We start from the raw sequence: 20,998 nt of genomic DNA on the forward strand, positions 1-20,998 counted from the left end.
GAGTCCAGCGGTGACCCCAAGGCGATCAACCTGTGGGACATCAACGCCCGCAACGGCATTCCCTCGAAGGGTCTGCTGCAGGTGATCGACCCGACGTTCAACCGCTTCCACGTGGCCGGCACGTCGCACAACATCTACGACCCGGTCGCCAACATCACCGCCGCCTGCAATTACGCGGCCGACCGCTACGGCACGATGGACAACGTGGACTCCGCGTACTGATCCGTCACTGACCTTTCATTGATCCGCCACCGCATGTGAAGGGCGGCGGGGCCACACCGGCCCCGCCGCCCTTCGGCGTGTCCTGAGGCGGTTACTTCAGCGCGTACGCCCCCAGGACGGTCTGGCTGACGGTGTTGCCCGCGTCGTCCTTCGCGGTGGCCCGCAGCGAGACGCGGGTGGCGGAGTGCGGGGCCTTGACCGTGGCGGTCCAGGTGGCGCCGTGCCCGCGGGAGAGGTGGAGGCCGGTCCAGCTGGCGCCGTCGTCGTAGGAGACCTGGAGGGTGGCCCCGGTGATCGTGCCGGCGCCGGTGACGCCGGGCAGGTGGGAGGCGGTCAGGGTCAGCGTCGCGGTCCGTTGTGCCCGGCCCGCGAGGTCGGTGGGGATGCCGTAGTCGAGCTGCAGCAGCGGCAGGTTCACGTAGCCGCTGCCCGAGGTGAAGCCCCATTCGGTGCGGGTGGTCGGCGAGCTGGGCAGGACGCCGTCCTGGCTGGTCTCGGCGACCAGCCGGTAGGGCAGCGGGTCGCTGCTCGGCGCGTCGGCGGCGAGCTGCTGGTAGACCGTGGACCCCAGGTTCTTGTCGCCCTGGTAGAGGGTGACGGTCTCGTGCAGGTTGTCCTCCTCGCCCCACAGGTTGAGGTCGAAGCCGTTGTGGCCGGAGCCGGAGTCCCCCCAGCCGGGGACGTTCAGGACGAAGAAGTCGCCCTGCCGGTTCGGCAGCGACTGGCTGTCGTTCATCCGGGGGTGGTAGACGGGCAGGAACCAGTCGCTCTGCGTGGTGGAGCCCTTCGCCGGGCGGGTGATCAGGGAGCGCTCCTGGACCACCGGATTGTCGGACTCCTCGTACCAGCCGAAGCGGTCGCCACCCGGGGTGACCCAGTCGGTGCGGACCGTGCCGAGCGTCTGGGCGGTCTGGAAACCGACGCCGTATCTGTCGAAGTCCTGCATGTCGTAGCGGCCGTTGTCACCGGCGTCGGTGGCCTTGCCCGCGAAGCGCGAGTCGATCCTGGCCAGGTCGCGCTCCTTCGGCGCGTAGGTCAGGTCGGTCGCCGGGACGGCCCCGTCGTGCCGCTCGACCAGGTCGTAGACGTACGGCGAGGCGGGCGTCGAGGTCACGTCCACGGTCAGCCCGGGGCGGGCGGCGGCAGCGACGAGCGCGGCGCCCTGTGCGGCCTGCAGCGAGGCCACCTCGGTCGGTGCGGACGAGGCGTAGTCGTCCGCCCCGTACCAGGCCGACAGCCGGCCCGCCGTGTCGCCCACGACCAGCAGCAGCCTGGCGCCCGCGGCGACCGCCGCAGCGGCCTGCGCGGTGTCGGTGGCGGCCTGGACCGCCGGATCGGCCTGCCGGTCGTAGCGGACGACCACGGCCTTGCCCTCGGCGTCCAGGCCCGCGTAGTCCGCGGTGGCGCCGAGGCCGGCGTAGACGACGGGGAGCTTGCCGCGGCCGGCCGGCAGCAGGGTGGAGCCGGCCTGCACGAGCAGGCCCGAGAGGTCCAGGGCCTCGCCGCGCGGCCCCTTGGCGGCGGCGGTCAGCAGCGGGGCCGTCTTGCGCCAGCGGGTGTCGAAATTGAAGCTGCCGCTGGTCACCTCGGCGGTGGACTGCGCCCACACGCTGGTGTACGAGACGGGCAGCAGGAGGTTCTCGTTCAGGGCGAAGCCCCCGGCCTCCCTGTTCCACTCCACCCGCGTCAGCTGGTCCTCCGACCGCTGCGGGGCGACCGCGGAGACGCGGTGCGCCCTGCGGGCGTCCAGCGCGGCCGTGCGGTCGCCGTCCAGCTGCAGCTGGGGCACCGACAGCACACCGAGACCGAGGTCGTCGGGCCCGGCCGCGCCCGGCAGGTCGGCGTACATCAGCACCGAGTACTCGCCCTTGGGCAGCCGCATCACCAGCTTGCCGCTGTCGGGGACCTCCACCTGGTAGGGCGTCGCCTCGCCGGTTCGGTAGACCACCGCGTAGCCGGCGACGGGGGCGCCGGACCGGTCGGCCGTGGTGATCGTCAGGTTGTAGCGCTCCTCCTCGCGGTCGATGCCGATGAGGGTGTGCGCCACCACCGAGCCGTCCGCCGCCGAGGCCTCCAGCTGCCCGTCGCTCACCCCGTACGGCGCCTTGGCCGGGTCCGCGGCGACGTCGACCGAGGCGCTGGCGCCGGCCGGGACGGTGACGGCCGGCGCGGAGAGCGTGAAGGCCGCCGACGCGTCGGCGCCGTCGGGGCCGGCCGCGGTCGCCTTCAGGGCGAGGGTGACGTCGGCGGTACCGGTGTTGGTGTACGTGACGGTCCTGGTCGCCGGGGCGTCCGCGGTGTGCGGCCACGGGTAGAAGCCGGCCCAGGCGGTCGCCGTGGCGCGCACGCTGCCGAGCGCCGCCGCCTCGGCGTCCAGCCGCCCGCTGCCGCCCTGCGTGACGGGGATGTCCGGCGTCTCGTGCGCGGTGCTGACCAGGGCGTCCTTGATCTGCTGCCCGCTCCAGTCCGGGTGCCGCTCGGCGACCAGCGCGGCGGCGCCCGCGACGTGCGGGGTCGCCATGGACGTACCGCTCATCGCGATGTACGGGCCGGAGCCCTCGGTGGAGAACTGCGACCGGGCGGCGAGGACGTCCACGCCGGGCGCGGTGATCTCGGGCTTGAGGCCGCCGTCCCCGGACCGCGGGCCCCAGCTGGAGAAGTACGCGAGCTGGTCGGCGGAGTCGACCGCGCCGACGGTCAGCGCGGAGGTCGCGGCGCCGGGCGAACCGATACCGCCCGCACCGGTGTTGCCCGCGGCGATGACGAACAGCGCGCCGGTGGAGTCGCTGAGGTCGTTCACCGCCTGGCTCATCGGGTCGGTGCCGTCGCTGACCTCCGTGGAGCCCAGGCTCATGCTGATGACGCGGGCGTGCTGGGTCTGCGCCGCCCACTGCATGCCGGCGATGATCCAGGACTCGTCGCCGAAGCCGTCGTCGCCCAGCACCTTGCCGACCAGCAGCCGCGAGCCGGGGGCGACCCCCTTCTCCTTGCCGTCGGAGGCGGCGCCGGTGCCGGCGATCGTGGAGGCGGTGTGGGTGCCGTGACCGAGGTGGTCGGTGGTGTCCTGGCCGGGGACGAAGCTCTGCGAGGCGGCGACCTGGCCCGCCAGGTCGGGGTGCTCGGCGTCGATGCCGCTGTCGAGGACGGCGACGTCCACGCCCTTGCCGTCGTCGCCCGCCTGCCACACGCCGGGGGCGCCGATCTGCGCGGTGCTGTCGGCGAGGGACGCCTTGACCTTGCCGTCCAGCCAGATGTGGCTGATGTTCGCGCCGAAGACGGCCGTGCCGCCCGCGGACCGGGCCTTCGCGCCCGCCGCGCCGCCGTCCGCGCTCTGCCGCTGGGCGGCGCGGCTCTTCGCGCGGGTCAGCGCCGCCGCCGGGGTGACGGCCTGCCAGAAGGCGGCCGCTCCCGACCGGCTCTGGCTCACCGCCTTGCCGTGCACGGCCGGCAGGTCGAGCCGGGCGGACAGGCCGCGCGGGACGGCGGGGGCGGTGCGCGCCGCCGTGTCGCCGTACTGCACGATCAGCGGCAGGGACGGCGCGCGGGCGTCGTCGTAGCCGTCCGCGATCAGGGCGGTGACGTCGAACAGCCGCTGGTCCAGGACGCCGGCTGCCACGTAGGGGAGGACTTCCGACGGGTAGACGTACAGGTCCTTGCCGACGGTCCTGGTCTGCACGCTGCCGGTCAGGTTGGCCGGGCGGGTGACGGTGGCCGCCGCGCGCCCGTCGGCGAGGGGGGTCACGGTCACCCGGTCGCCGGTCACCAGGGTGACGGTGCTCGCGGTGGCGGCCGGGGCGGCGGCGGCCCGGGGGCCGGGTGGCGGGGCGGTCCGGGACGGTGTGGCCTGCGCGATCGACGGGGTCGCCGCTATCGCCGCCAGGACGGCGCCGACGGCGGTCAGCAGCCGCCGGCGCCGGGTCGGGGATCTCACGTGGTGCCCTCCATATGGTGCGTGGAACGCGGAAGCCGGAACGCAGCACATTCTTCGGGCGCGCGTGTGCGCGCTGAACACTTCGGAGTGACGGTTCACCGCCAAGACGGAAGCCTGCCGTCACTGACGGTGCGTCAGTCGGCCGGATGCGCGCGGGTACGGGTGGATACGCCCCGGGCGTGGGGTCAGCGCTGCAGCCAGCCGCGGGCGACGGCCTCGGCCCCGAGCTGGAAGCGCGAGCCGACCGAGGCCATGTCCATCAGGGCCCGGATCTTGCGCTCGACGGTGCGCAGGGACAGGTCGAGCTGGGCGGCGATCGTCCGGTCGGCGACGTCGAGGGCGAGCAGTGCGAGGATCTGCCGGTCCACATCGCCCGGCTGCGGGCCCGCGGGCTCGGGCCCTTCCGGCTCACCGGGCACGGGGAGCGGCCGGGCGCGCTGCCAGTACTCCTCGAAGAGCAGCACCAGGGCGGCCACCAGGCCCGTACCGTGCACGACCACCGTGTCGGCGTGGCCGGGCTCCTCGCCGAGCGACAGCGGCACCATGGCGTTGGCGCGGTCGGAGATGATCAGGCGCATCGGGATGTCCGGCGTCACCCGCATCTTCATGCCGAGGCCGACGACCTCCCGCACGTCGTCCCACATGCCGGGGACCTCCAGATGGCTGCGGGTGATCATCGCGCGGAAGTCCACCCCGCGCAGCAGGGCTTCGCGCTCCATCGGGTAGACGCTGTCGCGTTCCACCGCGACGACCGACTCCGCGAGGAAGATCAGCACCTCGCGCCGGGCACCGCCGATCAGCTGCCCGAGCCGGTGGCGTATCGGGACCGGCCCCGACACCACCTCCACCACCCCGCCCGCCGCGCGGGACGAAGCGCTGCGGAACTGCTCCCCGAGCGCCGCCACCGCCGCGCCCGCCTCGTCCAGCGAGGTGCGGCGGCGTACCAGCAGCGGGGCGAGCGCGACCGAGGGCGATGTCGCCCGGTAGGTGCGCACGCCGGACTCCCGCAGCCCCGCGTCGCCGAAGGGCGGCGGCTCCTCGCCGACGACGAGCCCGCCGGCCGCCATCTCGTCGAGCCGGGCCACCGCCTCCTCGACGCCGATCCCGGCGCGTTCCGCCACCTCGCCGGCTGAGCTGCCGGGCCGGCCGATCAGCAGCACGTACAACCGCTCCTGCTCCGGCGGGATCCCGAGCGGAGCCAGCATCGGCACCCCCCGGAGCTGGAACAATCCGTGCCGGAATCTTCATGTCCCGTACAACCGTTGTCAACACCCGCCGCCCGCACGACGGGTGGGGACGGGGCTCACGGCGGCCCGTCGGCGCGGCTCCGCTCCTCGCGCAGCAGCGCGTCGAGGCCGCCGAGGCGGTCCGGTCCGGAGACCGCGCGGGCAGCGCGCGGACCTGATCCAGGCCGTTCACCAGGGCCAGCGCCGCGCGGGAGGTGGGATGGTGCAGCGTGACCGGCCGGCGGGGACCGCCTCGCGCAGCCCCTCCCGATAGGTGTCGGCCCGTACGTGGCGGACCCGCTCCCCGAGCTCGGCGGCGCACGGCCGAGAGCACCAGACGGGCCTTGGCACGGTGGAAGCGCCGGCGCCCTCCGGTGGATCGGCGGCCGGGGAGGCGGCGCCTGGCGTTCCGGTCGGAAGCGGGCGCCGTTCAGGCGCCGTACACGCACTTTCCACGTTCCGTCTCCAGAGTTCGGCCTCGTGCCTACAACTCACTCGCGTGCCGGCGCCGCTACCCTGTGCGCCGCTGCTTTGACGTTTTCCGGTCTCGCCGTCACCGGGGTGCTCGCCGCGCAGCCCGCGGCGGCCGCCGACCCGGCCGGCTACCAGAACGTTCGGATCAACGAGGTCAGCTCCTCGGGTGACGACACCGTGGAGCTGTACAACACCGGCTCGACCGCGGTGAGCATCAGCGGCTGGAAGATGTCGGACGACGGCTTCTCCGCGCAGTCCTTCAGCCCGTCCGCCGGCAGCGTCCCGGCGGGCGGCTTCGTCACCTTCGACTCCCCCAAGGGACTGGGGGATTCGGACAAACTGGTGATCTACACCTCCGGCGGCACGGTCGTCGACCGCGTCGACTGGGCCACCGACGAGGCGAAGCCGGCGATGGCCCGGTGCGGCGGCGACGGGACCGGGGCATGGGTCACGACGGCCCCGGCGACCACGTTCGGCTCCGCGAACGCGCCCGGCTGCCCTTCGTCGGTTCCGGCGGCGAGCAGGGTACGGGTCAACGAGGTCACCTCGAACGGCTCGGACACCGTGGAGCTGTACAACGGCGGGACGAGCGCGGTCGGCATCGGCTCGTGGAAGTACGTCGACGGCGACACCGGCCATTCCGCGGTCACGGTCTCGTCCTCCTCGCCGAGCGCGACCAGCATCCCCGCGGGCGGCTACGCCACCTTCGACTCCACCATCGGCCTGGGCGACAACGACTCGCTCGTCCTCCTCGACGGCAGCGGCAACACCGTCGACTCGGTGACCTGGTCGACCGACGCCGCCAAGCCGTCGGACGAGCGCTGCGCGAACGGCACCGGCTGGTTCCGGACCGCCGCGGCCGCGACCCTCGGCAGCGCGAACTCCTGCTCGGGTAGCGGTGGCGGGACGACCGGCGGCACCACCGGCGGGACGACCGCGGGCGGCACCGCGGGCGGGACGACCACCGGCGGCGCCACGGGCGGGACGACCACCGGCGGGACCGGCGGCGACCCGACCGGCCACCTGCTCGGCGGCGGCGGCTCGCTCACCAGCGGCTGCACCCCCGAGGCGCCCGGCGGTTCGCACTCCGCCCCCGCCGGCACCCAGGCCTGGCCCGGCGGACCGGACGTCACGATCGCCGACGACGTCTGCGCCTTCACCACCTCCACCGGGCCCGAGGGCCGTGACGTGAGCGGTCTGGCGTTCGACCCGGCGAACCCGTCGACGCTGTGGGCCGTCAAGAACAAGAACTGGCTGTTCAGGCTGGTCAAGAGTGGCAGCAAGTGGGTCCCGGACTCCTCGTGGAGCGCGACCGGCAAGCAGATCCGCTTCTCGGGCGGCTCCGGCGAGCCGGACTCCGAGGGCGTGACCGTCGGCGGCAACGGCCACCTCTACGTGACCTCCGAGCGCGACAACACCGAGAACACCGCCCCCAAGGACACGATCCTGGAGTACGACCCGTCCGCGACCGGCTCCACCCTCTCGCCGCTCCACCAGTGGGACATGACCTCGCAGTTCCCACAGCTCGACACCGGTGACAAGGACGACGCCAACCTGGGCTTCGAGGGCGTCGGCTACGTGCCGGACAGCTGGCTGACCGCCGGCGGCTGGGCCGACCCGCGCACCGGCGCCGCGTACAACCCGGCGAACTACCCGCTGCACGGCTCGGGCCTGTACTTCGCCGGCCTGGAGTGGGACGGCACACTGCACGCCTACGGCCTCAACTCCGACGGCACGTTCACGGCCTTCGGCACGATCGCGACCGGCGAGTCGTCCGTCATGGACGTGGAGTTCGACGCCGCGACCCAGCGCCTCGTCGCGAGCTGCGACAACACCTGCGGCGAGACGCACACCTTCATGAAGATCACCGGCGGCGCGATCGTCCCGGACGTGACCTGGACCAACCCCGCCGTCATGCCGGCGGACAACCTGGAGGGCTTCGCCCTGGCCCCCGCCTCGACCTGCGTCGGCGGCTCGCGCGAGGCGGTCTGGTCCGACGACGGCGTCTACGGCTTCGGCTCCAGGACCTCCTCCAGCGGGCACGCCCTCTACAGCGGCACCTTCCCCTGCTGAGCCTGCCGACCCCGCCGAACCGCGTCTGACGGAGCTCCCGGCCGCGCCCCGCGCCCGGGAGCTCCGGCGTGCGCGGGCCGCCCCGGCCCGCCGGCTCCCGCCGGGGTCTCAGACCTCGACGACGATCTTCCCGGCGACGTGGCCCTCCTGGCTGCGGGCGAAGGCCGCCGCGAGGTCCGCGAGCGCGAAGGTCTCCGCGACCTCCACCGTCAGGTCGCCCGCGTCGGCGAGCCGGCCCAGCGCGGCGAGGTCCTCGGCGACCGGCCGCACCCACATCCACTGGCCGCCGGCGCCGAGCACGGCGGGGTCGGCGATGGACGCGTGCCGCCCGTCCGCGGCAAGGACCGCCAGGGTGCTGTCGAGGACCCCGCCGACGAAGTCCGCGACGACGTCGACCCCGTCCGGGGCCAGGGCGCGGACCCGCTCGGCGAGCCCGTCCCCGTATTCGACCGGCTCGCAGCCCAGCGCGCGCAGCCGCTCGTGGTTGCGGGGGGAGGCCGTGCCGATGACGCGGGCGCCGAGGGAGCGGGCGATCTGCACGCCGAGCGAGCCGACGCCCCCCGCCGCGTTGTGCACCAGCACGGTGTCGCCCGCGCGGGTGCCCAGGCGCGTCAGCACCTGGTAGGCGGTCAGCCCGGCCAGCGGCAGTCCGGCGGCCTGCGACCAGTCCAGCGCGGCGGGCTTGGCCGCGAGGGTCCGCACGGGCGCGCTGACGTACTCGGCGAAGGTGCCGCCGTGCACGTAGTCCTTGCGGGCGTACCCCATCACCTCGTCGCCGACCGCGAACTCGGGGGCGTCGATGCCGACCTCCGCGACGGTGCCGGACACGTCCCAGCCGGGGATCGCCGGGAACACCACGTCCATCATGCTGTCCAGCCCGCCCGCCATGAGCTTCCAGTCCACCGGGTTGACCGCGGCGCAGCGCACCTTGACCAGGACCTCGCCCGGGGCGACCTTCGGCATCGGCACCCGCGCCTCCCGCAGCACCTCCGTCCCGCCGTACGTCTCGTAGACGATCGCCCGCATGGTCTTCCCGGCCATTTCCCGACCTCTCCGCCGAAGCTGCCCCCCGCCGCCCTCATCCCATCACGGGCCCCGCCGCCGATCCGGAAGGCGGTGCGGCGCGTCCCGGCGTACGCCCGCGTCGGCGGTGCCATCGTGGAGGCATGACGCTTCCGTCCGGCGGCGCCCTGCCGGACGGCGCGGGGCACGGCACGCCCGCCGCCCCCCTGGGCGTACCGCTGCAGCGGCTGCTGTTCGGCGGCGTGTACGGGACGGTGCTCGCCAGCGCCCTCGCCTCCGCCCTCGACGAGGGCAGCGGCAAGCCCAACGCGGGCTACGACGCGCTGTGGATCCTGGTCGCGGCACTGGCCGCCGCCGCGGCCCACGGTTACGCGCACGCCATCGCCCACTGGACGGCCGGCGGGAAGCGGGCCACCGCGGAGAGCGTCCGCTCGGTGCTCGCCGAGTGGCCGCTGGTCGCCGCGGTCCTGCCCACGGTGGCCGCGCTGCTGGGCGCCGCCGCCGGATGGTGGGAGGAGTCGAGCGCCGTCGACGTGGTCCTCACCGTGAACACCGCCGCCCTCTTCGGCTGGGGCCTGCTGGCGGCCCGGGCGGCCGGCCAGGGCTGGGCGTCGGCCTGCCGCGTCGGCCTCGTGGACGTCCTGCTCGGCCTCTTCATCGTGAGCGCGAACGCGCTGACCCACTGAGCGCGTCGGCCGGGGCGGGGGGCCCGCGAAGGGGTCTGCGGGCCGCCGGTCACGCCGAGGACAGCTGCTCGGCTATCTCCTTGACCCAGGCGGCGGTCCTCTCCGGGTCGTTGAGGGACCCCGCCCATTCCTCGGGGGTCAGGCGCTGGTCGGCCGGGCCCGCCTTCAGGGCGACGAGCAGGGCCCTGGCCGACTCCCGCATCTCGGCGGAGGTGTCGCCGCTCCCCCCGACGTCCGGGCCCGCGGCGAGGGCGTAGATCTTGCGGGCCATGGCCTGGCGCTCGCCGTTCTCCACCTTCTTCCAGAACTTCAAGGCCTCCTTGAGCGCGTCCCCGCGGGAGGCGGGCTCGGCCGCGGCCCCGCCGTCCTCGGCCCAGCGGTCGGGGTGGCGGGCGCCGTCGTAGCGCTTCGTGCCCGCGCGGCCCGCCTTGTACGCGGTGACGCCCAGGATGAGGCCGGCCGCGCCCGCGGCGAGGCCCCAACCGACCGGGTTGCTTGCCAGCGCGGCGCCGCCCGCGGTCGCGGCGATCGCCGTCACGATGCCGCCCGCGGCCTTGGTGGACTCGCCCACGGCCGTCAGGGCCTGCTTGCCCATCTTGTTGCGCTGCTTGCCGAGCGCGTACGTGAGGACGGTGTCCATCGTGTTCCCGTCCTCGGCGTGCCGGAGGTCCCTGGCCGCGTCGTGCGCCTCGCCCGTCGCGGACCAGGCCGCGTCGATCGCGTCCGACACCCGGTCCAGCCGGTCCTCGCCCTCGTGGTCCCACTGGGCGTCCAGCGCGACGTACGCCTCGTCAGCGGCCCGCTCCGCGTCGTCGCGCGCTTCCTTGAGCCGGTTCAGCGCCCCCTCACCCGTGCGGCCGGGCTTCTCGATGCCCTTGAGGGCGCGGTACTTGCGGGCCGTCAGGCCGAAGCGGCGGGCGGCGCGCGCCCCCTTCACCGCACCGACCACGCTGGACCCTATGCCGCTCACCTCCGCCGCCCCCGCGGCGTGCAGCGCCTTCTCGGCCTTCGTCAGCTCCTTGGCGACACCGAGGGCGTTGTTCGCCGCGCCGGCCGAGCCGACGACCGCCTCGGCCGCCTTGGAGGTGAACTTCTTGTTCGCCCCGTGGAAGGCGGCGCCCTTCTTGTGCTTGGCGGCGTCCTTGCGGGCCTTGGCCGCCTCCATGCCGCCGAGCGCGGCGCCCACGGCCTCCGCGACGAGGCTCTCCGCACCGGCGGCGCCCCCCGAGGCGGCGGCGGAGTGCTTCAGTCCGTCGTCGACGGTGGCGGCCGCCTGCTGGGAGAAGCCCGCGTTCGCCGGGACCTGGACGTTCTTGACGAAGGTGTCGATGAACTCGAAGTTCTTCTTGAGCCGGTCCAGGACCGCTGCGATCCGGTCCCGGTACCCCGGCGACGGCGCCGCCGCGCTCCCGTCCTCCGGCGCCTTCCCCTTGCCCTTCCCGCCGTCCGCGGCCCTGGCGCGCTGCACCATCGCCGCAGCGGCCCGGTTGCCCGCCCCGGCCTGCACGCCGAGGAGCCCGCGCTCCGCCGCCCCGCCGGACGACCCCCGCTCCTGCCGCCGCCGCCCCGGCGCGACGACGCCCCCGGACTGCCGTTCCGGAACGCGGTGGACCGGGGTGCTCATGGACGTGCCTCTCCGCCGCGGAACCGGGCGAGTGGACAGTAGCCGCGCAAGGCGAACGGTGGCGGACGGGCGGGCAAAGCTTTGGCCTCGTCGGTTGCCGGTTCCGGCCTGGAGCCCGACCCTCTGCGGATGGGGCTCATCCTCTTTCCCGGCGACGGGGACCCCGGCAGTCCTGACGCCTCCTGGTCCTGCCGCGGCTTCGCGGACTTCCGCCGGCACCTGGCAGAGGCGGAGGGATTCACCCTCGCCGAGATGCGAGGATTCGGCGGCGATCGCCCGTGGAGCGAGGTGCGGACGGCCCTGGAACCACTCCTCGACCACCCCGACACCGGAGGTGACGCCCTCTCACCGGCCGACTGCGCGCCGATCCTGGTCCGGCTGGAGGCGATCACCGACGAATGGGTCCGGGAAGGGGACGACTCCCGACTCCGCGCGCACATCGAAGCCGCCCGCCGGCTGGGCGCCGTCCTGCGCCTGTGCGCGGCCAGGGGCGTCCCGCTGCTCTTCGGCTGAGCGCCGCCTCACGCGGCAGCCGCACCGCGCCGGGCGCGGCGCTCGCCCTCGACCGCCGCGGCGCACGCGCACACGACGGACGCCAGCGCGAACCCGGCCGCGGCCGGACCGACCCAGCCGGGCACCGCCCCGGCCGAGTAGTCGTTGCCGTCCGTCGTCTCGCAGACGAAGCGGAGCGGCACGTACTCCACCCGGTAGCCGGTCACGCGCGCGGCCCGCTCCGGCTCGCCCGCCACCCGGCAGGGCCGCAGGGGCGAGGAGTCCGCCCCGCCGTCCTCCGCGTCCATCACCGCGAGGGCGAGGGCGAGCAGGCCGACGGTGTAGACCGCCGCCGCGGCGGAGCCCGCCAGCGCGGCCACGGACCGCAGCCGCGCCTGCCGGCCGGCCCGCCGCAGGCGGTGGCGCCCGAATCCGTATCCGGCCAGGGCCAGGGCGGTGATCGGACAGCCGGGCAGCAGAAGGAACAGCGCGTACGCCATCGGGCGAGTCCAGCAGGCCGGCGCCCCGGGCGGCTGTGACGGAGGCCACACTTCCTGCCACAGGACTGTCACCGTTTCGCCCGGACCCGACTCACGCCCGTCGCCGTCGCCGTCGGCGCGTCACGTCGTGCCCTTCCCGGCGGCCCGGAGGAAGGGCGTGCGGGCCGCCTGCCGCGGAGACGGTCTAGCCGGCCACGGATGCCAGATGCTCATCCGCCCATTCGGCGAAGGTGGTGAGCGGGATGCCCAACTCCCGGGCGAACTCGGGCCGGGCGGGCTGGAGGACCGCGTTGTTCCACTCGTGACCGGCTCCCCACGTCGGCATGCCCGCGTCGAGGGCCTCTTCCAGGCTCATGGAGGGCGCGGTCACGGGCACGCCCCAGGCGGCGGACAGGGTCTGCGCGATCTGCTCCACCGTGCGCAGGTCTCCGGCGAGTTCCAGTTCCACCCGGTGGAACCGGTCGGGGTCCTGGAGGGCGTGTGCCGCGGCCGCGCCGATGTCCTGCGCGGCCACCAGAGCCAGCTCGGTGTCCGGTTTGAGCACCGTCAGCAGTCCGCCGCGCGGCCCCCTGGGGGCCAGCAGGGGCAGGTTCTCCATGAAGAAGGCGGGCTTGATCACCGTCCAGCGGGCGAAACCCGCGCCACGCACCGTCTCCATGATCGCCTGCTTGGTGCCGAAGTAGTCCGCCATCGCCGCCCAGCGGCCCTCTGTCCAGCCGGGGGCACGGGTGTGCTCACCGACTCCGCTTGTCGAGGACTGCACGAACTGCCGTACTCCCGCCGCCTTCGCCGCCTCGACCAGGTTGGTGGCCTGGGCGAGTTCGCCTGCGAAGTCCACCCCCGCCCCGGTCATCGGCGGCATCTGCACCGAGAACACCGCGCGGACCCCCTCGACCGCCGGGTCGAGGGAGGCCCGGTCGGAAAGATCCGCCCGCACCAGTTCGGCGCCCAGCGCCGCGATCGCCCGGGCGGGCTTCGACCGCGGGTCGCGTACGAGTGCACGGACGGGCACCTCGGCGGCCAGGAGCGCGCGAGCCGTGGCTCCGCCCTGCTGTCCGGTGGCTCCGGTGACCAGGACGGTGTCGCTGCCGATGGGCATGGTTGCTGCTCCTCACGGGCGGAGAAGAAAACGGCGGGGCCCGCCGGTTTCGTGCCGCTACGATATGGCGGGCCCCGCCGTTTAGCAATGAGGAGATCATGACCGGTCAGCGCTCGGACGCCCGACGCAACTACCAGCGCATCCTCGCCGTCGCCGAGGCCGAGGTGGCCGCGCGCGGCGCCGAGGCCTCCCAGGAGCAGATCGCCCGCATCGCGGGCGTCGGTTCGGCGACCGTGCGCCGTCACTTCCCCACCCGCCGGGCCCTGCTCGAAGCCGTCTTCCAGGGGCGCATCGAGGGCCTGTGCGAGCGCGCCCACCAGCTGGCCGCGACCGAGGACGCCCGCACCGCCCTGCTGGAATGGCTCCACGCCCTCGTCGCCTACGCCGTCTCGGCCCGCGGGTTCGCCGACACGCTCAGCTACGAGCCCCCCGCCGGGGAACCGTCCGCGCACTCCTGCGGCAGCAGACTCACAGCGGCCGGAAGTCCCCTGCTCCAGCGGGCCGTTCGAGACAAGGCGGTCGCGCCGCACGTCACCTTTCACGACCTGCTGACCCTCGCCACCGGCATCGCCCTGGCCACCGAGCACCACAAGGACCCGGGGGCCCAGGCCGACCGGCTCTTCCGCCTCGCGGTGGAAGGGCTCAGCCCCGCGCGAGGCATCGCCGAGGTGCCCGGGAAGTCCGGAGGGGCGGCGCCGGCGGCAGAAGGGGCCGCCGGATAGGCCCCGGTGGCGGCTCCTGGACGTCGGCTCCCGGCGCCGGCGCGGACGGAGGTCCCGCGGGCTCGGGTGGCGGCCTTCTCGCGCACTGCCCGGGGCCGCCGCCGGATCATCGACGGGACAGCCCCTGGGCCGTGCGGGGACCCGTGTCCGCGTCCGGGCCGTCGAGGTCGGTCGGCGGGGGTGTCTGCGTGCGGTAGGAGTGGCCGAGTTCGGGGCCCAGGCCGAAGTAGTGGCGGAAGTTGTAGATGAGGGGGCGCCAGGCGGTGGGGGAGACGTGGTCGGTGCCGGGGACGACGACGGCGGGGTCGGCGTGGACCGTGCGGACGTCGGCCTCGACGACGACGAAGCCGCCGGAGGCGTCGGTGCGTACCTGCGCGGCGCGGGCCTCCAGCTGGAGGGGGCAGCCGGCGACGCGGGGCGGGCGGACCAGGCGGGAGGGTTCGGGGGTCAGGCCCGCCGCGGCGAACTTGTCGGGCTCGAAGCGGCAGCCCGCAGGCTTGGTCGGGGGTACGGGGAAGCGGCCGGTGAGCGGGGCGAGCCGTTCCACGGCCGGCCACTGCTCGGCGGAGGGGAGGCTGATCACCAGGTCGGGGCGGCGGGCGAGGTTGCGGGCGGTCTGGCCCTCGCGGCCCAGGCCGATGACGACCGTCCGGCCGAGCGCCCAGGCGGAGGAGATGGGCGCGAGGTTGAACGAGCCGTCGTCGTTCTCCGTCGACAGCAGCACCACCGGCGTGCCGAAGTAGAGGATGGCGGGCTCGATCTCCACGGAGGCGGCCGGGGCGTCCTGCGGTGCGGTGTCCATGGCGGGGAGCGTAGAAGCGCGTCGCTTCGGCGGCGGCCGAAGCGTCACCGGGGACAATGGAGCGTATGGACGTACGGAGCGGACGCGGGACGGGACCCGACCTGGCCTCGGTGGCGGCACTGCTGGCGGACGGCACGCGCGCGGGCTTCTGCGTGGCGCTCCTCGACGGCCGGGCATGGACGGCGACGGAGCTGGCGCGCCACATGGGGGTGGCCCGGTCGACCGCGACCGAGCACCTGCACGCGCTCGTCCGCGGGAATCTGCTGGCCGAGGAGCGGCAGGGCCGCCACCGCTACGTAAGGCTGGCCGGACCGCAGGTCGCCGAGCTGATCGAGAGCCTCGCGGCGCTGGCCCCCGAGCGCACCCCGGCCCCGCGCACGCTGTCGGCGGACGGCCGGCGGCGGGCCCTGGCCCACGCCCGTACCTGCTACGACCACCTCGCCGGGGCCGTCGGCGTGGCCGTCACCGACGCGATGGTCGAGCGGCGGCTGCTGGACCTGGAGCACGGGCTCGGGCTCACCGGCGCCGGGGCGGCCTGGCTCGCGGACCTCGGCGTCACCGTGCCGGCCGGGACACGGCGGCCCTCGGTGCGGCCGTGCCTGGACTGGACGGAGCGCCGCCCGCACCTGGCCGGCGCCGTCGGCGGCGCCCTGTGCCGGCACGCGCTCGACGCGGGCTGGATCGCCCGCGTCGGCACCACCCGCGCGGTCACCGTCACGCCCCTCGGCCGGCAGGAACTGCACCGCCATCTCGGCCTGCCCGAGGGCCTGTTCGGCTGAACCGGTCATGCGTCTTGCCGGACGCCCGGCTGATCCGCAAGCTGTGTACATGACATGCCCGTGCGGCGGCACCCCGCGCGGCGGTCCGACGTACGCCCGCGCGCCCCCGCGCGGTGAACATGCGGACATCACGCCTTCTCCCTGGAGTTGGACCTATGCGCTGGAATTTCGTACGAGCGCGCCGCGGCGCGTGGAAGAGAGCGCTCTCCGCGCTGCCCGTCGTCGTGGCCACGGTGGCAGCCACCGTCACCGCGTCACCGGCCGCCGAGGCGGCCGTGCCCGCGCCCCCGTCGGGCTTCTCCCTCACCTGGAGCGACGACTTCAACGGCGCCGCCGGCACCGGCATCGACCAGGGCCTGTGGAAGTACGACACCGGGCCCGGCAGCAGCTTCGGCACCGGCGAGATCGAGACCATGACCAGCAGCACGTCCAACGTCTACTACGACGGCCAGGGCCACCTGGTGCTGCAGGCCCAGCACTCCGGTTCCGACCCGCGCAGCGGCTGGACGTCCGGCCGCGTGGAGACCCAGGCCGCGACCTTCGGCGCCCCCGCGGGCGGCGTCGTGCGGATCGAGTCCGTCCTCCAGCAGCCCAACGTCAGCACCGCCAACGGCGCCGGCTACTGGCCGGCGTTCTGGATGCTCGGCGCGCCGCTGCGCAGCGGCGTGACCTGGCCGAGGTCCGGCGAGGTCGACATCATGGAGGACATCAACGGCCGCAGCTCCGACTTCAGCACCATCCACTGCGGGGTCAGCCCGGGCGGGCCGTGCAACGAGTCGACCGGCATCGGCTCCGGCGAGCGCGCGTGCTCCGGCTGCCAGACCGGCTTCCACGACTACGCGGCGGAGATCGACCGCTCGGTGTCGCCGGAGCAGATCCGCTTCTACCTCGACGGCAGCAACTTCTTCACCGTCAGCGCCAACCAGGTGGACGCGACGACCTGGTCCGACGCGATCGACCACCCCTTCTTCATCATCTACGACCTGGCGATCGGCGGCGGCTTCCCGGACGCCTTCGGCGGCGGCCCCAACGCGGCCACGGTCTCCGGCGGCAAGCTCGTCGTCGACTCGGTGGCTGTCTACAACAAGGGCCCCGGCTCCGGGGGCGGCGGTGGCTCGGTGACCGGCCAGACGATCACCGGACCGGGCGGCAAGTGCGTGGACGTGTCGGGTGACGACACCGGCGGCGACGGCACCGCCGTCCAGCTGTGGGACTGCCAGTCCGGGGCGAAGGACCAGCACTGGACGTGGAGCGGCCAGACGCTGCAGACCCTCGGCAAGTGCCTGGACATCGCCGGCGGCAACAGCGCGGCGGGCACGAAGCTGCAACTCGCCACGTGCAACACCGGCGGCTACCAGTCCTGGGTCCGGCAGCCCGACGGCTCGCTGCGCAACCCCGCCAGCGGCCGCTGCATCGACTCGCCCTCGGGCGCGACCGCCAACGGCACCCGCCTCCAGATCTGGGACTGCAACGGCTCCGGCGCGCAAGGGTTCGCCATCGGCACCCCGGTCTACGGCCCCGGCGGCAAGTGCGTGGACGTCGCGGGCGACGACACCGGCGGCGACGGCACCGCCGTCCAGCTGTGGGACTGCCAGCAGGCGACCTCCCTGGACCAGAAGTGGACCTGGAGCGGCCAGACCCTGCGCACCCTCGGCAGGTGCCTGGACATCGCCGGCGGCGCCAACGCGAACGGCACCCCGCTCCAACTCGCCACCTGCAACGGCGGCGGCTACCAGAACTGGGTCGTCGACGCGGACGGCTCGCTGTCCAACCCGACCACCGGCCGGTGCGTCGACTCGCCCTCGGGTGCGACCGCCAACGGCACCCGCCTCCAGATCTGGGACTGCAACGGCTCCGGCGCCCAGAAGTTCGCCCTGGCCTGAGCCCTCGCCCGAGTCCCGCGGCAGCGCCCCGGGGCGGAGGGTGCGGCGTCACCCTCCGCCCCGGTCGGTGCCGGGGCAGGCGCCCGGTCAGCCGGTGGCGAGCGGGGCCATCGTGTCCTCGATGCCGGGGTTCTTCTCCAGCCAGGTGCGCACGCCCTGCGCGGTCCTGCCCTGGCCGGCCTGCTGGATGTCGGCCTCCAGGGAGCCCAGCTGGGCGTCGGTGAGACGGAAGTCCCGCATCCACGCGGTCACCTGGGGGAGCTTCGCCGCGCCCGCCTTGTTGGCGAGGGTGTGGATCGAGTCGCCCTTGCCCCACAGCCCCTTCGGGTCGGACAGCTTGGTCAGCTGGTAGGTGCTGTACGCCCAGTGCGGCGACCACAGCACGACGGCCACCGGCTTGTGCGCGGCGTAGTCGCGCTTCAGCTCGGCCAGCATCGCCGCGGTCGAGCTGTTGACGAGCTTGTACTCCTTGTCCAGGCCGTAGCCCGGCAGCACCTTCGACGCCAGCAGCTTCGTCTCGCCCGCGCCGGGCTCGATGCCGATGATCCGGCCGCCGAACTCCGCACTCCGGCCCTTGAGGTCGGCCATCGTCCTGACGCCCTTGACGTACGAGGGGACGGCGACCTCCAGGGACGTCTCGTCGTACCAGGCGCCGAGGTCGGTGTAGTCCTTGCCGTACTGCTGCAGGTACGACGCGTGCGTGGTGGGCAGCCAGGCGTCGGTGATGTAGTCCAGCACGCCCCGCGACAGGCCGGTGAACGCGGCGCCCGGGTCGTACGTCTTGACGTCGGCCCGGTAGCCGCGGTCGTCGAGCACCGCGTCCCAGAGGTTGGCCGTGGCCACCGACTCGTCCCAGTTGAACGCCCCGATGTGCACCGCCCGCCCCTTGCCCGCGGTGGCGGCGGCCGAGGTGCCCGGCGAGGAGCCGGAACCGGAGCCGGAGAAGACGCCGGTGCCGCAGGCCACGAGGGCGAGGACGACGACGCAGGACAGGCCCACTGCCGGGCGCGGACGGTAGCGCAGCACGGCCGCGCCGTGCAGTCCGGAGCGCACCCGGGCCAGCGCCCGGCGGCCCAGCGGCGAGACCTGGTCGCCGAGGGCGCCGGTCACCCGGTCGAGGTAGATCGCCAGCACGACGACGGCCACGCCGCCCTCGAAGCCCAGGCCGATGTCCACCTGGCTGATCGCGCCGAACACGGTGGAGCCCAGTCCCTCGGCGCCGACCATGCCGCCGATGACGACCATGGACAGCGCGAGCATGATGACCTGGTTGACGCCGGCCATGATGGTCGGCAGCGCCAGCGGCAGCTGCACGCGCAGCAGCGTCCGGCCCGGCGAGGTGCCGAACGCCTCGGCGGCCTCGACCAGTTCCGGGTCGACCTGGCGGATGCCCAGCTCGGTCATGCGCACCCCGACCGGCATGGCGAAGACGATGGTGGCGATGACCGCCGGGACGGTGCCCAGGCTGAAGAAGATGATCGCGGGGATCAGGTAGACGAAGGCCGGGAGCGTCTGCATGACGTCCAGGACCGGGCGCACCACGGCGCCGGCCGCCTTGCTCCTGGCCGCCCACACACCGAGTGGCACGGCCAGGAGGAGCGCGATCACGGCGGAGACGAGCACCAGCGACAGCGACTGCATCGCCTCGTCCCACAGTGCGAGCGAATCCACCAGGGCGAAGCCGGCGAAGGACAGCACGCCCGCGGTCGCGCCGCGCAGCCAGAAGGCGACGGCGGCGAGGACGGCCGCCATCAGCAGCGGCGACGGGCCGCCGAGCACCCACTCGACGGCGTCGTAGAGGTGGTTGACGACGGCGGAGACCGCGTCGAAGAGCCAGGACAGATGGCGGGTCAGCCAGTCGACGGCGTCCTCGGCCCAGTCGCCGAGGTGGATCCTAGGCACCGGCGGCCTCCTTCCGGAGCGGTACGGCCGCCGGCACGGCGGCTCCCGGGCCGTTCCCGGCCGGGGTGCGGGCCGCGGTGGCGGCCGTACCGGGCTGGTCGCCGAGCGCGGTGGCGGCCGGCTCGGGCTGGTCGCCGAGCGCGGCGAGCAGCGTGCCGCGCGGGATCACGCCGGTCAGGCGGCCCTGCTCGTCGACCACCGCGAGCGGCACCTCGGAACGGGCGGCCGGCGAGAGCAGCTCGGCCAGCGGGGTGTCGGCCTGCGTCACGGCGCAGTCGGTGTGCATGACGTCGCGCACCCGGTCGTGGTCCGCGCCGAGCGCCCCGGCCGCGTCCTCCCCGGTGACGTGGCCGACCAGGCGCTGGTCGGGCGCCACCACGAAGGCGGCCGGTGCGTGGTCGTCGCGCAGCGCGCGGATCGCGGCCTTCGCGTCGTCGCCGGGCTCCACGGTCATGCCCGGCTCCTCCATGATCGAGGCGGCGGTGAGCACCCGGGAGCGGTCGACGTCCTGGACGAAGCTGGCGACGTAGTCGTTGGCGGGCCCGACGAGGATGTCCTCGGCGGTGCCGACCTGCACGATCTCGCCGTCACGCATGACGGCGACACGGTCGCCGAGCCGCATGGCCTCGTTGAGGTCGTGGGTGATGAAGACGATGGTCTTGTGCAGCCGGCGCTGGAGCTCCAGCAGCTGGTCCTGCATGTCGCGGCGGATCAGCGGGTCCAGCGCGGAGAACGACTCGTCCATCAGCAGCAGGTCGGCGTCGGTGGCCAGCGCGCGGGCGAGGCCGACGCGCTGCTGCATGCCGCCGGACAGCTCGTCCGGCCAGGACCCCTCCCAGCCGGCCAGGCCGACCAGCTCCAGCGCCTCGGTGGCGCGGCGCTCGCGCTCCTCGCGCGGCAGGCCCTGGACCTCCAGGCCGTAGGCGGCGTTCTCCAGCACGCTGCGGTGCGGGAAGAGGGCGAAGTGCTGGAAGACCATGCTGATGCGGCGGGCCCGCAGCGCGCGCAGCGCCTTGCCGGGCAGCGCCGCCAGGTCCTGGCCGTCGAAGAGCACCCGGCCGGCGGTGGGGGTGCTCAGCCCGTTGAGGGTCCGCAGCAGCGTCGACTTGCCCGAGCCGGACAGGCCCATCACCACGAAGATCTCGCCGGCCGCCACCTCGAAGGAGGCGTCGATCACCGCCGCCGTGGTCCCGTCGGCGCGCAGCCGGGCCCGGTCGGCGCCCTGCCGCAAGCGGCGGACGCCTTCTCCCGGTCTGCGTCCGAAGACCTTGTACACGTTCTCGACTGCAAGTTTCGGCACGACTGCCTTCCTGCCCGGTCACCCTCCGTCGTCCGGCAGGTGACCGCGCCGCTCCATGGACGTAATGGTCCTGGCGCGCGTACCCAGGCCCGTGTATCGGGCAAACATTTTTCCGGTGCCCGTGTGGTGCGGGTCACTTCCGGTCCCCGGTGCGGGTGCTCTCGCAGGTCCGGCCGCCTTGGCGGCACCCCGCCCGCGGGCGGGGCCGCTGCGCTCGGCGCAAGGGGAAAGGGGTTTCCGCGCGCCGCTGTGTACGACGA

Annotated in this window: 16 protein-coding genes and 1 pseudogene; 7 read left to right on the forward strand and 10 right to left on the reverse strand. The window is 74.2% G+C overall.

Annotated elements, in window-relative coordinates; translation table 11 throughout:
* Nucleotides 1-222, forward strand: a 222-nt coding sequence (locus IH54_RS0100005; RefSeq protein ID WP_031511875.1) for a transglycosylase SLT domain-containing protein, incomplete at its 5' end; no start/stop codon positions are given.
* Nucleotides 223-313: 91 nt separating this feature from the next.
* Here IH54_RS0100005 and IH54_RS0100010 read toward each other — a convergent pair.
* The 3 genes and pseudogenes from IH54_RS0100010 to IH54_RS46465 form a co-directional block, all read right to left on the reverse strand.
* Nucleotides 314-4,153, reverse strand: coding sequence for a S8 family serine peptidase (locus IH54_RS0100010; protein WP_052396880.1), 3,840 nt, complete (start codon nt 4,151-4,153; stop codon nt 314-316).
* 185 nt (nt 4,154-4,338) lie between these two features.
* Nucleotides 4,339-5,358 carry a hypothetical protein gene (locus IH54_RS0100015; protein ID WP_031511877.1) on the reverse strand — a complete coding sequence of 340 codons (1,020 nt, stop codon included), beginning with the start codon at nt 5,356-5,358 and terminating at the stop codon, nt 4,339-4,341.
* 175 nt (nt 5,359-5,533) lie between these two features.
* Nucleotides 5,534-5,761, reverse strand: a pseudogene (locus IH54_RS46465) (cryptochrome/photolyase family protein); the annotation flags it as partial.
* 149 nt (nt 5,762-5,910) lie between these two features.
* Here IH54_RS46465 and IH54_RS42655 point away from each other — a divergent pair.
* Nucleotides 5,911-7,926, forward strand: a complete 2,016-nt coding sequence (locus tag IH54_RS42655; RefSeq protein WP_234343293.1) for a lamin tail domain-containing protein — start codon at nt 5,911-5,913, stop codon at nt 7,924-7,926.
* Between the two features lie 108 nt (nt 7,927-8,034).
* Here the strand turns inward: IH54_RS42655 and IH54_RS0100025 are convergent, their stop codons facing one another.
* Nucleotides 8,035-8,952 (reverse strand): NADP-dependent oxidoreductase, encoded by a 918-nt coding sequence (locus IH54_RS0100025; protein ID WP_031511879.1) that lies wholly within the window; start codon nt 8,950-8,952, stop codon nt 8,035-8,037.
* Nucleotides 8,953-9,092: 140 nt separating this feature from the next.
* On the opposite strand from IH54_RS0100025, the gene IH54_RS0100030 reads away from it, so the two are divergent.
* On the forward strand, nt 9,093-9,635 hold the full coding sequence (locus tag IH54_RS0100030) for a hypothetical protein (RefSeq protein ID WP_234343295.1): 543 nt from the start codon (nt 9,093-9,095) through the stop codon (nt 9,633-9,635).
* Nucleotides 9,636-9,684: 49 nt separating this feature from the next.
* On the opposite strand, the gene IH54_RS0100035 is transcribed toward IH54_RS0100030, so the two are convergent.
* Nucleotides 9,685-11,259 carry a hypothetical protein gene (locus IH54_RS0100035; RefSeq protein WP_031511881.1) on the reverse strand — a complete coding sequence of 525 codons (1,575 nt, stop codon included), beginning with the start codon at nt 11,257-11,259 and terminating at the stop codon, nt 9,685-9,687.
* Nucleotides 11,260-11,388: 129 nt separating this feature from the next.
* Here IH54_RS0100035 and IH54_RS0100040 point away from each other — a divergent pair, with 129 nt between their 5' ends.
* Nucleotides 11,389-11,772: a hypothetical protein gene (locus IH54_RS0100040; RefSeq protein WP_031511883.1), complete on the forward strand. Its 384-nt coding sequence runs from the start codon at nt 11,389-11,391 to the stop codon at nt 11,770-11,772.
* An 8-nt stretch (nt 11,773-11,780) separates the two neighbouring features.
* Here the strand turns inward: IH54_RS0100040 and IH54_RS0100045 are convergent, their stop codons facing one another.
* On the reverse strand, nt 11,781-12,251 hold the full coding sequence (locus tag IH54_RS0100045) for a hypothetical protein (RefSeq protein ID WP_031511884.1): 471 nt from the start codon (nt 12,249-12,251) through the stop codon (nt 11,781-11,783).
* A gap of 184 nt (nt 12,252-12,435) precedes the next feature.
* Complete coding sequence (locus tag IH54_RS0100050; RefSeq protein WP_031511885.1) at nt 12,436-13,350, reverse strand: NmrA family NAD(P)-binding protein; 915 nt, start codon at nt 13,348-13,350, stop codon at nt 12,436-12,438.
* A 98-nt stretch (nt 13,351-13,448) separates the two neighbouring features.
* Between IH54_RS0100050 and IH54_RS0100055 the strand changes: the two genes are divergently transcribed.
* A complete protein-coding gene (locus tag IH54_RS0100055; protein ID WP_031511886.1) occupies nt 13,449-14,072 on the forward strand; it encodes a TetR/AcrR family transcriptional regulator in 624 nt (207 codons plus the stop codon).
* A gap of 106 nt (nt 14,073-14,178) precedes the next feature.
* Here IH54_RS0100055 and IH54_RS0100060 read toward each other — a convergent pair whose 3' ends face one another.
* Nucleotides 14,179-14,874: a flavin reductase family protein gene (locus IH54_RS0100060; protein WP_031511887.1), complete on the reverse strand. Its 696-nt coding sequence runs from the start codon at nt 14,872-14,874 to the stop codon at nt 14,179-14,181.
* Between the two features lie 56 nt (nt 14,875-14,930).
* Between IH54_RS0100060 and IH54_RS0100065 the strand changes: the two genes are divergently transcribed.
* Nucleotides 14,931-15,653 carry an ArsR/SmtB family transcription factor gene (locus IH54_RS0100065; RefSeq protein WP_052396882.1) on the forward strand — a complete coding sequence of 241 codons (723 nt, stop codon included), beginning with the start codon at nt 14,931-14,933 and terminating at the stop codon, nt 15,651-15,653.
* Between the two features lie 155 nt (nt 15,654-15,808).
* A complete protein-coding gene (locus tag IH54_RS0100070) occupies nt 15,809-17,536 on the forward strand; it encodes a ricin-type beta-trefoil lectin domain protein (protein WP_031511890.1) in 1,728 nt (575 codons plus the stop codon).
* Between the two features lie 87 nt (nt 17,537-17,623).
* Here the strand turns inward: IH54_RS0100070 and IH54_RS0100075 are convergent, their stop codons facing one another.
* Both IH54_RS0100075 and IH54_RS0100080 read right to left on the reverse strand, forming a co-directional pair.
* A complete protein-coding gene (locus IH54_RS0100075) occupies nt 17,624-19,438 on the reverse strand; it encodes an ABC transporter permease/substrate binding protein (protein ID WP_031511891.1) in 1,815 nt (604 codons plus the stop codon).
* Nucleotides 19,431-20,738 (reverse strand): quaternary amine ABC transporter ATP-binding protein, encoded by a 1,308-nt coding sequence (locus IH54_RS0100080; protein WP_031511893.1) that lies wholly within the window; start codon nt 20,736-20,738, stop codon nt 19,431-19,433. Before IH54_RS0100080 ends, IH54_RS0100075 begins: the two co-directional genes overlap by 8 nt.
* Nucleotides 20,739-20,998 lie beyond the last annotated feature (260 nt).

The sequence above is a fragment of the Streptomyces sp. NRRL F-5123 genome, from assembly GCF_000721495.1.
In the GTDB taxonomy this organism is placed as follows: Bacteria; Actinomycetota; Actinomycetes; order Streptomycetales; family Streptomycetaceae; genus Actinacidiphila.